The sequence below is a fragment of the Streptomyces sp. LX-29 genome (genome assembly GCF_029541745.1).
GTDB lineage: Bacteria > Actinomycetota > Actinomycetes > Streptomycetales > Streptomycetaceae > Streptomyces.
Window position 1 is genome coordinate 504,241 of record NZ_CP089746.1, and the last position, 13,657, is coordinate 517,897.

A 13,657-nucleotide genomic window follows, 5' to 3' on the forward strand; every position below is an offset into this window, starting at 1 on the left:
CCGCACTCGGCGCCGCGCTCGGCTCCCAGGTGACGGGGATCCGTCACGCCGCTACGGGGTGGCGGGCGGTCGGTCGCCGGTGCGCCGGGGCCCGCTGCCGGGCGTGTCGTCACCCGACGTACCGTCATGCCCTCGCCTCCCGGGCGCCGTACCCCCGCTCAGCGTGCCGTCGTTCGGCTGGGCGTCGCGGCGCTGGACCAGCAGGCTTCCGAGGGCCGTCCGCTCGTGCCGTACCGACCGTCCGGTGCGGACCGTGGTGATCAGACCGGCGCCGCGCAGCGCGGCGGCGTGGGCGGAGGCGGTGGCGTTGCTGACGCCCAGCCGTCGGGCCAGGGTGCTGGTGGTGTGGCCGTCGGCGAGGAGCAGCAGGATGTCGAGGCGGGTCCGGCCCAGCACCGCCGCCAGCGCCTCCTCGGTGTCGGCCGGGCCGGTGGGGGTGAGCGGCAGCCCGGGGCCCGCCGGACAGGTCAGACGGGGCGGCTGGTCGGGCAGCTCGGCCGGCAGGGGGTGGGCCGTCCAGTGGAACGTGGGCACCAACACCAGGCCGCGGCCGCGCAGGGCGATCTCCCGCGGGACGGGCGCCGCGATCTCCCAGACCCCCTCGTTCCATCGACTGTCGGGGACGAGCGCGGTGAGCGCGGCGCCGACCCCGTGTTCCGCCACGGTCAGGGCGTGGCGGGTGAACTCCCGCCGGTGCAGCTCCTGGACCAGCGGCCACACGGGGCGCAGCGCCGTCTCGAAGGCCGCGTGCTGGGCGCGCCGCACCAGCCGCCAGGCGTCGGCGTCCCCTCGGTGCAGATCGCGGATCCACCGTGGGGGCGGGGTCGGGTGCGGGGCGTAGACGCGCTCGATCTCGGCGCGGACGAGGGTGGGTGAGGTGGCGCGGACCGCGTCCAGCCCGTCGCGCAGGTCGTCGCTGAACTCGTCGAGGAACAGGGGTGGCCGCCCCGCGGGGACCAGGTCGCCCAGCGCCCCGGCGGCGGCGGGCAGGGACCGCAGGAGGCGCCGTCTCCACCGCCCGAAGAGCAGCTCCTCATCGGGGCGGCACATCGTCATCAGGGCCGTGTTCAGCTCCTGCAACGGGGCCGGGCGCGGCGCGAACCGGACCTTCGCGAAGTCGACGGCCGTGAAGTGGATCCGTATCACGACACTCTCCCCCGACCCCCTACTCTCCTCGGCACCGCCGCGCCATCGTTTCGGGCAGGGCCTGAACCCTCGTCCCCGCTCCCGGCGGACGCCAGCATTCGGCCCATGACTCCTTCCCTCACCTCCGGTGCGGCCCCGATGGGACGGCGCACCGTCGCCAAGTCTGCCGCACTGGCCGCCGCGACCCTGCTCACGGGTGGCGGCACCGCCTGGGCCCGGTCCTCCGCGGGCGACCCCGGACCCGCCCCGCACGGCGGCCTCGTCCTACGGCTTCCCGCGCCGACCGGGCCGCACCGGGTCGGCGTCACCAGCCTGCACCTGGTCGACGGCTCCCGAACCGATCCGTGGGACGACCGGATCACCGTGCGGGAGCTGATGGTGTCGGTCTTCTACCCGGCGCGGACCGTCCGGGGGCGCCGGCGGGCGCCCCAGCTGACGCCCGAGGCCGCGGTGTTGTTCGGACAGATCGACGTCCACGCGCGCCCGCCGCTCCCGGACGCGGGCGTCGACTGGGCGGCCACGCTCACCCACGCGTACGAGAACGCCCCGGCGCGACCCGTGCGGCGGCCGGTGCTGCTGTACAGCCCCGGCGGCGGCGATCCCCGTACCGTCGGCACCACGCTCGCCGAGGAGTTGGCGAGCCACGGCCACGTGGTGGTGACGATGGACCACCCCGGGGACTCGAGCGAGGTGGAGTTCCCGGCGGCGACGACGGAGCGCGCCAAGGTCCGCGCCACCGTGCTGTTCGGCCCGCCCACCCCCGCGCAGTTCCGCACGATGGTCGACACCCGGCTCGCGGACACCGCGTTCGTGCTGGACCGGCTCGCCGACCTGGCGGCAGGACGCAACCCCGATGCCGAGGGGCGGCCGCTGCCCCAGGGGCTCCCCCGCGCGCTGGACCTCCGACGGGTGGGCGTCTACGGCCACTCGGCGGGCGGCACCACCGCCGCCCAGGCGCTGTACGACGATCCCCGCATCGGCGCCGCGGTCGATCTGGAGGGCTATCTCGACCACCCCGCGGAGGCTCCCGGGCAACCGGGCGAGCTGTTCCCGGTGGCCCGTAACGGGGTGGACCGCCCGCTCCTGCTGCTGGGCACCGACGGATTCCGCGACGAGCGGTTCGATCGCTCCTGGTCCGCCATGCTCGCGCACCCGGGCGGGCACACCCGGCTGCGGCGCATCGACGACGCGACGCACTGGGTGTTCACCGACTACGCGGCCATGGTGCCCCGGTTGCAGGCCGCCGGGCTGATGACCGCCGAGGAGCGGAGAAGCATGATCGGTGCTATCGCCCCCGCACGGGCCGTACCCACAGTGCGGAACCAGGTGCGCGGGTTCTTCGCCCGACACCTGCCGCCGGCGCGCTGACCGGCCGGAGCCCGGGAGACCCGCGGCCGACTCCGGTGGCCGTTCGGGTCGGCTCGTGTCGCCATCCGGGTGGTGCCGCGGCCCGGTCCGCCGGTTCGGGCGGACCGGTGCGTCACATTTGGCGTTGGCGGACATGGCGCGGGTACGGCGGGACGGAGCGCGCGGTGATGTGGACAGGATGCGCTCGACGGCCGGAACGGGCCACACCGCCGACCGGTGCCGACCCGACTGGTGGCGACTCGTCCGGAGCCGCCCCGACCGGTGCCGACCCGGTACCTCTCACCGCCCCGTCCGACATCACCGCCCCGTCCGTCGTCGCCCCGTCCGGTGCCACGGAGCCCACCGCTCGGGAAGAGGACATCGGGGAGCGAGCCGCCTGGTGGTCGTCGGGTGGGGCGGCGGACGGCTGGGAGCGGGACATCGACGCGCTCTATCCCGCCGCGCCCGGGGCGGAGCTCACCTCGGAGTTGCTGGCGGCGTCCGGGCTGGCGAAGGCCGCGTTCACAGAGGCCGCGTTCACGGAGGCCGAGCTGCCGGAGGGCGGGCCGCCGGAGGACGCGGCCGTCGGCGGGACGTACGACCCGGAGCCCCGCCCCGGCGGGCGCGGGACGGACACCGCCCCCGGCGCGGACGGTTCGGCGGGCGACCCCGAGCCGGACGTCTCGCCGAACGGCTCGCTGGACCGGCGGATCCATGCCGCGCTGGTCGCGCCCGTACGCCATCTGCTGGACTCCGGGGGCCGGCGGTGGCGGCCGCGGCTGATGACGGCGGTGATCGAGGCGCTGGGCGGCGACGGGGTGCGGTTCGGCACGCTGCTGGCGGCGTGCGAGCTGCTGCACACCGGCTCGCTCATGATCGACGACATCCAGGACCGCGCCCCGCTCCGGCGCGGTCGACGGACCGCCCACACGGTCTACGGCACGGCGGCCACCATCACCGCCGGCACGGCCGCGTACTTCTGTCTGGACCGCGCCATCCGGCGCACACTGCCGCCCGACCCGCGGCTGCGCACCGCGGTGTACGAGATCTACCTGACCGCCCTGCGGGCCGCGCACGCCGGGCAGGCGCTGGACCTCCAGGGGCATCACGAGGAGATGGACCTCGCCGTGGAGCGCGGCGACGTCCGACCGCTGCTGCGGATGCTGGCGCTCACCCACCGGCTGAAGTCCGGGGCTCCGGTGCGCGCCCTGTTCGAGACGGCTGCCGTGGTGGGCGGGGCGACGGCCGGACAGCGAGCGGCGCTCGGGGCGCTGGGCGAGGCGGTCGGCATGGCCTACCAGATCACCGACGACGTGGCCGATCTGCGCGGGGTGGCGAACGAGGAGGGCGAGACCAAGCGGGTCGCCGAGGATCTGCACAACGCCAAGGTGACCTTCCCGCTCGCCTATGCCGTCACCCGCCTGCCCGGGCCCGAGGCCGCGGCCCTGTGGGAGCGGCTGCGGGGCGGTCCGGACGCCCGCGCCGTGCGGCGGATCGCGCGGACCATCGAGGCGTGCGGGGCGCTCGACCGGTGCGAGCAGCGGGCGGCGGGGCTGGTGGAGGAGGCATGGGCGGCGGTGGCGGAGGAACTGCCCGCCACCGCGGCGGCCCGGCGGCTGCGGCACCTCGCCGACGCCACGGTGCGCCGGCCGCGCGCGGGGTGAACTCCCGCGCCGCCCGCGGCGAGCTCGCGTGCCCTCCCCGCGGGGAAGCTTCCGCGCCGCCCGAGGTGAACGGGCGCGCCGAGCGCGTTCGAACCCCCGCGCCGCCCGAGACGAACGGGCCTGCCGAGCGCGCTTGAACCCCCGTACGGACCGAGGTGAACGGGCGCGCCGAGCGCGGTGGCCTCCGTGCCGACCGACGGATCGTCAGCCCTCGCTCACCAGCGCCTCCCCCCGGTCGTACGAGTTCGGTGGTGGACGCGGGGGGGGCGGCGAGTTCGAACAGCAACAGGGCACGGGTGCGGCCGAGGACGCCGGCGAGGGCGCGCGAGCACGGCCGGCTCCGGGGCGCCCACCGGGTGCCGATGCCGCGCAGCGGACAGCGCGGCGTGGGTCGCCATCCGCGTGAGCCCGCCCTCGTCGGCGCGGCGCGTCCGGGGGTCGCCGCAACGCCTTCGCCCGTCGCCGCGCGCGTCGCCACGGGTCGACGTACCCGCCTCGGGACGCATCCTTTGGTCGGTCACGGGCAGCCGGAAGACGGACGACCCGGCCCCGCCCGCCTTCCTAGCGTGGGGGCATGACGGCCGACACCGAACGGGCGCCCCTGCGGCGCGGGGCCGCGCGGTCCGAGGAGCGGGCGCTCGCGCCCGACCTCGCGCGCGGGATCATGCTGCTGCTCATCGTCCTCTCCAACACCGCGTTCCATCTCTGGGCCGCCCGCCGCGGGCCCTCCGGCTGGCATCCCGTGGACGGCTCCCGGGTCGACCACGCGGTCCAGTTCACCATGATCACCGTGCTGGACCTGCGGGTCTATCCGCTCTTCGCCTTCCTCTTCGGCTACGGGATGACACAGCTGTATCTGCGGCAGACCGCCGCGGGCGCCTCCGAGCGGGACGCGGTCGCCCTGTTGCGGCGCCGCAGCCTGTGGCTGATCGTCATCGGGCTGACCCACGCCGCGCTCCTGATGGGCGGTGACATCGTCGGCTACTACGGAGTGTTGAGCCTCGTCCTCGGCTGGCTCTTCCTCCGCCGCGGCGAGCGGGCGCTGCGCTGGTGGATCGGGATCGCGGTCGCGCAACTGCTGCTCATCACGGCGGAGCCGGTGGTCTCGGTCATGCTCCGGGGCGACTGGGCGGCGCTGGGCGAGGTCGGCGACGCCGGCGCGGAGCCGGGCTTCACCGCGTACGGGGCGCAGCAGGAGAGCTGGCTCGCCGCGGCCGGCACCCGGCTGTCCACCGGACTGTTCATCACCTTCGTCGGCGCGCCCCTTTCGCTGATCGGCGGCGGGACGCTGGTCTTCCTGCTCGGCTTCTGGGCGGCCCGTCGCCGGATTCTGGAGCGGCCCGGTCGGCATCTGCCGCTGCTGCGCCGCACCGCGCTCATCGGCATAGCCGTCGGCTGGCTCGGGGCGCTGCCCGCCGCGCTCGCCCATGTGGGGGCGCTCGACGTGCCGGACGACGCACAGAGCGAGGAGGGGGCGCTGACGGTCCTTCGCGACCTCACCGGCAACGCCGCCGGCATCGGCTATGTCGCCGCCATCGCGCTGTTCGTCCACTGGTGGACCACCCGGCCGCCGCGGCCGGGGCGGGGCGGCGCGGCCGCGGCGGTCGCACGCGGGGGCAGCTCGGGCGCCGCCCGCCGGGGCGAGGTGGCCGTCACCGCGATCGCGGCGGTCGGCAAGCGCTCGCTCTCCTGCTATCTCGCCCATTCGCTGATCTTCGCCCCGCTGCTCGCCGCCTGGGGGCTCGGCCTCGGTGAGCACCTGACCAGCGCCACGATGGCGCTGTTCGCCACGGGCGTCTGGCTGATCACCGTGTTCGGGGCGTACGCGCTGGAGCGCGCGGGGCGGCGCGGACCGGTGGAGGCGGTGCTGCGGCGACTGGTGTACGGGGGCCGAGGGCGGCGCGGGAACTGAGGACGCCGAACGGGACCTCGACGCATGTCGCGCGGCACGGTGGCCGCCGGGCCGGGGCAGACTGGTCGCGGGCCGCCCCGCCCGGCGGGCGCCGCCCGGTGCCGGCGGGACCGGCCCGCGAGGGAGACATCCGGTAGGACAGACCCCGGAAGGACGTAGCCATGACCACGGACGCCCCGCCCGGACCGCTGCGGGTGCTGGTCTTCGGCGGCGCGCTGCGCGCCGACTCCACCAACGCCAGACTCGCCTCGCTGGTGGCCCGTCTGGTGACCGCGGCCGGGGCCACCGTCGACCTCGCCACCATGCGCGACTTCGAGATGCCGGCCTACGACGGGGACGTGGAGGAGGCCCGGGGACTGCCGCAGGGCGCGCTCGCGCTGCGCGACCGACTGGAGGCGTGCAACGCCTTCGTGATCTCCTCGCCGGAGTACAACGCCTCGGTGCCCGGTGTGTTGAAGAACGCCATCGACTGGGTCTCGCGGGTCCGTCCGCAACCCTTCAAGAGCAAGCACGCGCTGCTCGTCTCCGCGTCCCCGTCCATGGTCGGCGGCAACCGCGGGCTGTGGGCGCTGCGGGTGCCGCTGGAGCACCTCGGCACCCGTGTGTACCCGGACATGTTCAGCCTGGCCAAGGCGCACCAGGGCTTCACCGAGGACGGCCGGCTGGCCGACGAGGGGCTGCAGGAGCGGCTGGCCGAGACCGTCTCCGGGTTTCTCAGCCTGGTCGAGGCCGACGCGCGCTATGTGTGTCTCCAGCGCCGGTGGTACGAGTTCCTCGGCGACCGTACCGAGGCTCCGGTCACCCAGCGGGCGGAGGACGGGTGACGGGCGGAGGACGGGTGGCGGGTGGAGGACGGGTGGCGGGTGGAGGACGGGTGGCGGCGGCCGCCTGCGGTGTGCCGGATAACCGGTCGCCCGGCCGGAGCCGGGACTGCTACGGTCGCCGCATGATCAAGCGCGCCGACCTGACGACGACGCCGGAGAGTGTCCCGGCGCGCTGACCGTTGTCCGAAGTCGAAGCCCCGGGGCGAGTGCCCCGGGGCTTCGCCGTGTGGTCACTCGCCCGACGATCCGCGAGGAGACCACCGTGTACGACCACCGCAAACTCGGCCGTGAGCTGGGCCTGTTCGACACCGACCCGCTGATGGGCGCGGGGCTGCCGTACTGGCTGCCCGACGGCGCGACCGTGCGGCACGCCCTGGAGGAGTTCATCCGCGGCGCCGAGCGCCGCGCGGGGTACCGGCACGTCGCCTCGCCGGTGCTGGCCAAGCGCGAGCTCTACGAGATCTCCGGGCACTGGTCCCACTACAGCGAGGACATGTTCCCCCCGATGGAGCTGGGTGGGGAGCGGTTCGTGCTGCGGCCGAGCCTGTGCCCCCACCATGCGCTGATCTACCGCTCCCGCGCGCACAGCTACCGCGAGCTGCCGCTGCGGATGGCGGAGTTGGGCGGCATGTACCGCTCCGAGCTCTCCGGGGTGCTCGGCGGGCTGACCCGGGTCCGGGCGATCCAGCTCAACGACGCACACATCTTCTGCACCGAGGAGCAGGTCGCCGACGAGGCGCGGGCGGCGCTGGAACTGATCGGCGGCGCCTACCGGGCCCTGGGCATCCGGCCGGCGCGCTATCGGCTCTCCCTCCCCGGCGCGGGCGGGAAGTACGTGGCCGACCCGGCGATGTGGCGGCGGGCCGCGGCGGTGCTCGCCGACGTGCTGGACGCGTCCGGCCTGGCGTACGAGGCCGTCGAGGGCGAGGCGGCGTTCTACGGTCCCAAGATCGATGTGCAGATCGCCGACGGGGCGGGACGTGAGTCCACCCTCTCCACCGTCCAGGTCGACTTCCACCAGCCCCGCCGGTTCGATCTGCGCTACATCGGCCCGGACGGCGGCCGACACCGGCCCGTCATGGTCCACCGCAGCGTCATCGGGAGCGTGGAGCGGGCCGTCGCCCACCTCGTCGAGCACCACGGTGGCGCCTTCCCCGCCTGGCTCGCCCCGACCCAACTGGTGGCCCTGCCCGTCTCGGAGGCCGAGCTGCCGGCCGCCACCGACCTGGTGCGGCGCTGCCTCGACCGGGGGCTGCGCGCGGAGCTGGCGGGGCCGGAGCAGGGCAGCCTGGGCGCCCGCGTCCGCGCCGCCCGGCTCGTGCCGTACCAGGCGGTGATCGGCGCCAGGGAGGTCGCGGACGACAGGGTCGCGCTGCGGCTGCGGGACGGCCGGCGACTGGACCCGCTGCCGGCGGACGAGGCGTCGGCCCGCATCCAGGCCATGGTCGACGGCTACGAGACCGCGCTGTGGGACGTCGACGCCCCGGCGTAGCGGGCGTGCTGCCACGGGCGGGCCACGAGGTCTCTCCCGACCCTCGTCATCGCCCTGGACCTGGACCTGGAGCTGGACCTGGACCGCGGTCGCCGGGCCGGTCGGCGTGGGTGGGGGCGGGCTGGGCGAAGCGGGTCACGTAGCGGCGCTGCCAGGGTGTCTCCACGGCACGCCGGTCGTAGTGCTGTCGCACATAGGCGACCGCCTCCTCCCGGGGGACGCCGTCGAGCACGGCGAGACAGGCCAGGGCGGTGCCGGTGCGTCCGACACCGCCGCCGCAGGCGACCTCGACGCGCTCGGTCCCGGCGCGCTCCCAGAGCTCGCGCAGGGCGTCGACCGCCTCCGCGCGGTCGGCGGGCAGCCGGAAGTCGGGCCAGCGGAGCCATCGGCTCTCCCACGCGACGGCGGGTGGCTCCTTGCCCAGCAGATAGAGGGCGAAGTCGGGCGTCGGGCCGGCGGGCAGCGGCTTCCGCAGCCCCCGGCCGCGTATGAGACGGCCGGAGGGCAGCGCCAGCACGCCCGTGGCCGTGGTCTCCCAGGTGGCGTTCATGGGCCAAGACTCACCCCACCATGACGCTCCGTAGGGCTCATTCCGCCGAGAGCGGAAGGGTCTCTCCGGTCTCCAGGAGTGTCTTGAGGTTGGAGAGGATCACGGGCCAGCCCTCGCTGACGCCCTTGAGCATCTCGCTGTCGGGCTCGAAGTCGTCGTGGACGACGGTCAGCTTGACGGCGGCGTTCCCCAGCGGCTCCAGCTCGAAGGCGACCTTGGAGATCCGCTCCTTGCGCAGCTCGGCGAGTCTCTCGTCGCTCCAGCCGAACATCTCGGCGATCTCGGGCTCGTAGGTGTGCCAGGTGTAGCAGAGCCGGCGCTGGGGCTCGGCCTCCAGGACCTTCTGCCCCCAGTCGTGGAACTCCCCGTTCGGGTTGATCTTCCACCGCACGGGCGACCCCGGTCGCCAGTCGGACTCCGGGCCGGTGCCCTCGAAGTAGCGGCGGATGACGGCGGGGTCGGTGAGGGCCTGCCACAGCCGCTCCGGGGTGGCGCGGATGACCGTCACATACACGAACTCCGACCTGCTGCTCATGGTGCTGTCCTCCAGGACGTGGCGCGGATCGCCCGGGGTACGCCCCGGGCGCGACCGCGGCGGTCGATCCGGTGGTCGGCGCCGCCGTCGACGGGCACGGGTCGAGGTCCTGTCTACTCGTGCCGCCGTGCGCTGTCTCGTGCCGCGCCGGGCGGCGCGCTCGGATACGTCCACCGGCCCCCGGTGGACCGGCGCGGCTCAGTCCTCGGGGAGCCCCGGGGCGGGCCAGGCCGCCAGTGTGCGCCCGCTGGTGAAACGGCGCGGCTCGCCGGTGACCGGGTCGGTGAACTCCAACGTGGTGGCCAGCAGCTGGAGCGGGGCGCTGAAGTCGTCCGGGGCCGGATCGGTGACCACCGGGTAGACCGGATCGCCGAGGATGGGCGTGCCCAGGGCGCTCATGTGCAGGCGCAGCTGGTGGGTGCGGCCGGTGATCGGACGGAGCCGGTAGCGGCCGAGGCCGGCGCGGTGCTCGATCAGCTCGATCCGGCTCTCGCTGTTGGGCGGTCCGGGGACCTCCTGCGCGGCGATCACTCCGCGCTCCTTGTGGATGCGGCTGCGCACGGTGCGCGGCAGGGCGAGCCCCGGGCGGTACGGCGCGATCGCCTCGTACTCCTTGCGCACCCCGCGGTCCTGGAAGAGCGACTGGTAGGCGGACCGGTGCTCGGGGCGGATCACGAACATCACCACGCCGGCGGTCAGCCGGTCCAGCCGGTGCGCGGGGCTGAGCTCGGGCAGCCGAAGGTCGCGGCGGAGCCGCACCAGGGCGGTCTCGGTGACATGGCTGCCCCGCGGGGTGGTGGACAGGAAGTGCGGCTTGTCCACGACGACGATGGCCTCGTCCCGGTGCAGGATCTCCAGCTCGTACGGGACCGGCACCTCCGCGGCGAGCGGCCGGTAGAACCACAGGAAGGCGCCCGGAGCGAAGGGCGCGTCGGGGGCCACGGGCCCCTCGGTGCCGACGATTCCGCCGTCGCGCAGCAGCGCGTCGATCCGCTCCCGGCCCAGGGCGGGGAGTCGGTCGACCAGGTGGTCACGGATCGTGGTCCAGGAGCCGTCGGCGGGCAGCCGCAGCCGGACCGGGTCGATCCCGTGCCGCTGCGGCAGCGGCGCCGGGGGAATCTTGGGCCTGCGTCTCACAGAACGCCACCCTACGGCGCGCGGCGGGCCGGCCGCCTCCGCGCTCAGCCGCGGGCCGCCCCGAGCAGCTCCGTCAGCCGGTCCAGGAAGGTCACCTGCGCGGCCACGACCTTGTCCCGGGCCTGGTCGAGGCCCCACCAGCGGACCCGGTCCAGCTCGGGGAACTCCTGGATCCGGCCCGAGCTCCGCGGCCACTCCATGGTGAAGGTGCCGGGCACCATCAGCTCCGGGTCGAGGTCTCCCTGCACCGCCCAGGCCGTGACGATCTTCCCGTTCCGCTGCCGGACCTCACCGAGCGGGAGGTAACGGCCCACCGGGGGCGGCAGCCCGATCTCCTCCTCGAACTCCCGACGCGCGGCCTCCTCGGCGCTCTCCTCCGTCGAGTCGTACTCCCCCTTGGGGACCGACCAGGCCCGCTCGTCCCGAGCCGCCCACAGGGGTCCGCCCATGTGTCCGAGGAGCACCTCGACGTCATCGCCCTCCGGACCCCGCCGGCGGAACAGCAGGATCCCGGCGCTTCGCTTCGCCGTCACCCGACCAAGTCAAGCAGCCGACGCCGCCCGACGCGGGCGGCGCCACGTTCCTTCACCGCCGGGTGTCCGGGCGGCTGCCGCGGAGCGGCCCGGGGCGTCACCCGCGCCGCACCAGGCCGCGGACGTACGCCGCCTGGCCGGCGTGCTGGAGGTCGTCGGAGATGACGCTGACCAGCCGGACGCCCAGGGTCACCGGCGGCGTCCACGCCTCGTCCACGACCCGGTCGAGGGCGTCGTCGTCCAGGCCGCGCACATAGTCGACCGTGCCCTCGTGGACGGCGTCGTAGTAGCCGAGGAGGAGATCGGGCGAGTCCACCCGGACGGCGGCCACGTCCCGGGCCCGGTGCCCGTATCCGGTGTCCTCCGCGGCGAAGGGCAGCGCGAGCCGGTCGTACCAGCCCTCGCCGGTCCAGATCTGCTCGCGCTCCGCGACATCGGCGATGTGATCGTCCTGAATGCGCGTCAGGTGCCACACCAGCCAGCCGATCGTGTTGGACCTGCCGTCCAGGCGCGTGGCCAGCTCGTCGGCCGTGAGCCCCTCGACGGCCTCGTGGACCGTCTCCCGCACGCGGGTGAAGGCGTCGACCAGAAGATCCGCACTGTTCATCGCCACGATGGTAGGGCCCCTCGCGCCGGTCTCGCGGGAGCGACGCCGCCGCTCACGGGGGAACGTCGTGCGGCCGCCGTGGGGCTCCGGTTCCGCGCGACGCCCGCGGCCGTTCAGGCCACGAGTCCCGCCCGCTTCGCCACGGACACGGTGGAGACCCGGTTGTTGGTGCCGAACTTCCGGTACACCTTCTCCAGATGACGGTTGACCGTGTGCGGGGAGATCGTGAGACGGCGCCCGATGGCGCGGGTGGTGAGCCCCTCCGCGAGCAGCCCGAGCACGGTGAGCTCGCGCGGGGTGAGTCCGAAGTCCTCGGGAGAAGGGGCCGATTCCGGCCCCCGCGGCGCGGACCCGCGCAGCCGGCGCAGCTCCCGCAGCTGTCTGTGGACCCCGAGCAGCAGTGGCTGGATGCGTGCCGCGAACGCCAGTTCACGCTCGCCGAAGTCCCGCTGGCTGCCGAAGACCACGATGCCCGCCCCGCGCGCCGCGGCATCGGGCAGGGGCAGTCCCATCTGGTACGTCGACCCGCAGTCGGCCCGCGCCTGGCTGCACCACACGGAGTCGCGCCAGGAGTCGCAGAGCTGGGTCACGGCCACCGGGCCGTGCTCTCCGGCGGCGAGGTAGGGCACCAGGGGGTGTTTCTGGCGCACGCGCCGCTGGACGACGTCGGCGAGCGTCTCGCCGAGGGACACGGGCGCCCATCCGTCGGCGTGTCCGGTCCGCTCGTCGACCCGGATCCCGGAGAGGATCACCAGGTTGTCGCAGTCGAGGGTCTCGTGCAGCCGCTCCGCGATCAGTTTCCACGCCGAGTCGGGGTCGTCGTGTTGGAGCACGGCGGCGACGATGTCGAGCATGCGCTCGTAATCCCGGATCAGAAGCTGAGCCATGGGTGCAGCGTGCCAAAGCGACGCGGGCCGTGCCGGAACAACGACGGGTTTCGGCCGTCGTCGGGCGCCCGTCGGCGGGGGCGCCGGTCGCGGGTACCCCCGTGACCCGCGTCGACGCCCCTGCCGTCCCTTCCATGATCCGGTCGGTGACCGACCACCGCCAATGGGAAGGTGTTCCTATGCGCCGGGGTGCGCCCACCGGGCGGTCGCGCCCCCGCGAGCCCCCGTCACGGCCGCTCCTCCGGCGACGTGACCGGGGCGTTTTCGAGCAGCACGGCGCGGAGCGCGGCGACCAGCGCCTCATCGACGCCCAGCAGGTCGGCGGCGTAGCCGCGTATCGATCCATGACGTTCCGCCAGATCGGCGAGGAAGATCCGCATCACCGCGGCCGGCGCCCGCCCGTAGTCGGGCCAGCGCGGCTCCCGGCCGGGGTGGGCGGCCTTCCAGTCGGCGACGAGGCGTTCGGTGGCGCGCTCGGTGAGCGTGAAGTCCTCCACGATGGTGTCCTCGTCCACGCCCAGCAGGGCGAGCACGAGGGCGGCGAGCAGGCCGGTGCGGTCCTTGCCGCTGGCGCAGTGGAACACCACCGGGCCGTCCTCGGCGGCGGCGATCACCTCCAGGGCCTGCCGCAGCTCCTCGACGCCGTCGTGGGCGACCTCGCCGAACTTCTCGGCGAGGAAGGGGCCGGCGTCCACGTCCGGGCCCAGGGCCGCCTGGTCGTAGGGCCGGTGCTCGATGCTGAGGTTGTGGTAGACGAGGCCGGGGTGCTCGGGCACCCGGCCCTTCGCCTCGATCTCCCACGGGTAGCGCAGGTCGATGACGGTGCGGATATCGAGTGCCAGGAAGCGTTCCCAGTCCGCGCCGCCCAGCTTGCTCAGCGAGTCGGACCGGTACAGTCGGCCCCAGCGGACCGCTTGGCCGTCGGCGGTGCGATAGCCGCCCAGGTCACGGAAGTTGTGCAGCCGCTCGAAGCTCAGGTGTCGGTTCACACCGCGGCACCCTACGACCGGATCGCCGAGGACA

General features: G+C 74.6%; 13 protein-coding genes. 5 read left to right on the forward strand and 8 right to left on the reverse strand.

The window, feature by feature from the left end; genetic code table 11:
* Positions 1 to 51: 51 nt before the first annotated feature.
* Positions 52 to 1,146 carry a winged helix-turn-helix domain-containing protein gene (locus LRS74_RS02315; RefSeq protein ID WP_277739377.1) on the reverse strand — a complete coding sequence of 365 codons (1,095 nt, stop codon included), beginning with the start codon at positions 1,144 to 1,146 and terminating at the stop codon, positions 52 to 54.
* A 105-nt stretch (positions 1,147 to 1,251) separates the two neighbouring features.
* On the opposite strand from LRS74_RS02315, the gene LRS74_RS02320 reads away from it, so the two are divergent.
* The 5 genes from LRS74_RS02320 (at position 1,252) to thrS (ending at position 8,385) form a co-directional block, all read left to right on the forward strand.
* Entirely contained in the window at positions 1,252 to 2,514 is a 1,263-nt protein-coding gene (locus tag LRS74_RS02320) for an alpha/beta hydrolase (protein WP_277739378.1), read from the forward strand.
* A gap of 167 nt (positions 2,515 to 2,681) precedes the next feature.
* Positions 2,682 to 4,157, forward strand: coding sequence for a polyprenyl synthetase family protein (locus LRS74_RS02325; RefSeq protein ID WP_277744562.1), 1,476 nt, complete (start codon positions 2,682 to 2,684; stop codon positions 4,155 to 4,157).
* A 574-nt stretch (positions 4,158 to 4,731) separates the two neighbouring features.
* The gene (locus LRS74_RS02335; RefSeq protein WP_277739379.1) at positions 4,732 to 6,069 is read left to right on the forward strand and encodes a DUF418 domain-containing protein; all 1,338 of its coding nucleotides are present in this window, start codon (positions 4,732 to 4,734) and stop codon (positions 6,067 to 6,069) included.
* 161 nt (positions 6,070 to 6,230) lie between these two features.
* Entirely contained in the window at positions 6,231 to 6,893 is a 663-nt protein-coding gene (locus LRS74_RS02340) for an NAD(P)H-dependent oxidoreductase (protein ID WP_277739380.1), read from the forward strand.
* Positions 6,894 to 7,137: 244 nt separating this feature from the next.
* Positions 7,138 to 8,385, forward strand: coding sequence for a threonine--tRNA ligase (gene thrS, locus LRS74_RS02345; RefSeq protein ID WP_347178190.1), 1,248 nt, complete (start codon positions 7,138 to 7,140; stop codon positions 8,383 to 8,385).
* Positions 8,386 to 8,431: 46 nt separating this feature from the next.
* On the opposite strand, the gene LRS74_RS02350 is transcribed toward thrS, so the two are convergent.
* From LRS74_RS02350 to LRS74_RS02380, 7 genes are all read right to left on the reverse strand, one after another.
* Positions 8,432 to 8,935 (reverse strand): protein-tyrosine phosphatase family protein, encoded by a 504-nt coding sequence (locus LRS74_RS02350; protein WP_277739382.1) that lies wholly within the window; start codon positions 8,933 to 8,935, stop codon positions 8,432 to 8,434.
* A 37-nt stretch (positions 8,936 to 8,972) separates the two neighbouring features.
* Positions 8,973 to 9,470: an SRPBCC family protein gene (locus tag LRS74_RS02355; protein WP_277739383.1), complete on the reverse strand. Its 498-nt coding sequence runs from the start codon at positions 9,468 to 9,470 to the stop codon at positions 8,973 to 8,975.
* Between the two features lie 198 nt (positions 9,471 to 9,668).
* On the reverse strand, positions 9,669 to 10,607 hold the full coding sequence (locus tag LRS74_RS02360; RefSeq protein ID WP_277739384.1) for a pseudouridine synthase: 939 nt from the start codon (positions 10,605 to 10,607) through the stop codon (positions 9,669 to 9,671).
* A 44-nt stretch (positions 10,608 to 10,651) separates the two neighbouring features.
* Positions 10,652 to 11,140 (reverse strand): NUDIX domain-containing protein, encoded by a 489-nt coding sequence (locus tag LRS74_RS02365; protein ID WP_277739385.1) that lies wholly within the window; start codon positions 11,138 to 11,140, stop codon positions 10,652 to 10,654.
* A gap of 97 nt (positions 11,141 to 11,237) precedes the next feature.
* Positions 11,238 to 11,747, reverse strand: coding sequence for a DUF664 domain-containing protein (locus tag LRS74_RS02370; RefSeq protein ID WP_277739386.1), 510 nt, complete (start codon positions 11,745 to 11,747; stop codon positions 11,238 to 11,240).
* 113 nt (positions 11,748 to 11,860) lie between these two features.
* Positions 11,861 to 12,634, reverse strand: coding sequence for a helix-turn-helix transcriptional regulator (locus LRS74_RS02375; RefSeq protein ID WP_277739387.1), 774 nt, complete (start codon positions 12,632 to 12,634; stop codon positions 11,861 to 11,863).
* Positions 12,635 to 12,861: 227 nt separating this feature from the next.
* Positions 12,862 to 13,623, reverse strand: coding sequence for a tyrosine-protein phosphatase (locus LRS74_RS02380; protein WP_277739388.1), 762 nt, complete (start codon positions 13,621 to 13,623; stop codon positions 12,862 to 12,864).
* Between the last annotated feature and the right edge of the window lie 34 nt (positions 13,624 to 13,657).

Excerpts from the sequence above, each read along its gene's own strand:
- LRS74_RS02320 (WP_277739378.1), top strand. The coding sequence starts at position 1,252 with ATGACTCCTTCCCTCACCTCCGGTGCGGCCCCGATGGGACGGCGCACC.
- LRS74_RS02325 (WP_277744562.1), top strand. The coding sequence starts at position 2,682 with ATGTGGACAGGATGCGCTCGACGGCCGGAACGGGCCACACCGCCGACC.
- LRS74_RS02335 (WP_277739379.1), top strand. The coding sequence starts at position 4,732 with ATGACGGCCGACACCGAACGGGCGCCCCTGCGGCGCGGGGCCGCGCGG.
- LRS74_RS02340 (WP_277739380.1), top strand. The coding sequence starts at position 6,231 with ATGACCACGGACGCCCCGCCCGGACCGCTGCGGGTGCTGGTCTTCGGC.
- LRS74_RS02350 (WP_277739382.1), bottom strand. The coding sequence starts at position 8,935 with ATGAACGCCACCTGGGAGACCACGGCCACGGGCGTGCTGGCGCTGCCC.
- LRS74_RS02355 (WP_277739383.1), bottom strand. The coding sequence starts at position 9,470 with ATGAGCAGCAGGTCGGAGTTCGTGTATGTGACGGTCATCCGCGCCACC.
- LRS74_RS02370 (WP_277739386.1), bottom strand. The coding sequence starts at position 11,747 with ATGAACAGTGCGGATCTTCTGGTCGACGCCTTCACCCGCGTGCGGGAG.
- LRS74_RS02375 (WP_277739387.1), bottom strand. The coding sequence starts at position 12,634 with ATGGCTCAGCTTCTGATCCGGGATTACGAGCGCATGCTCGACATCGTC.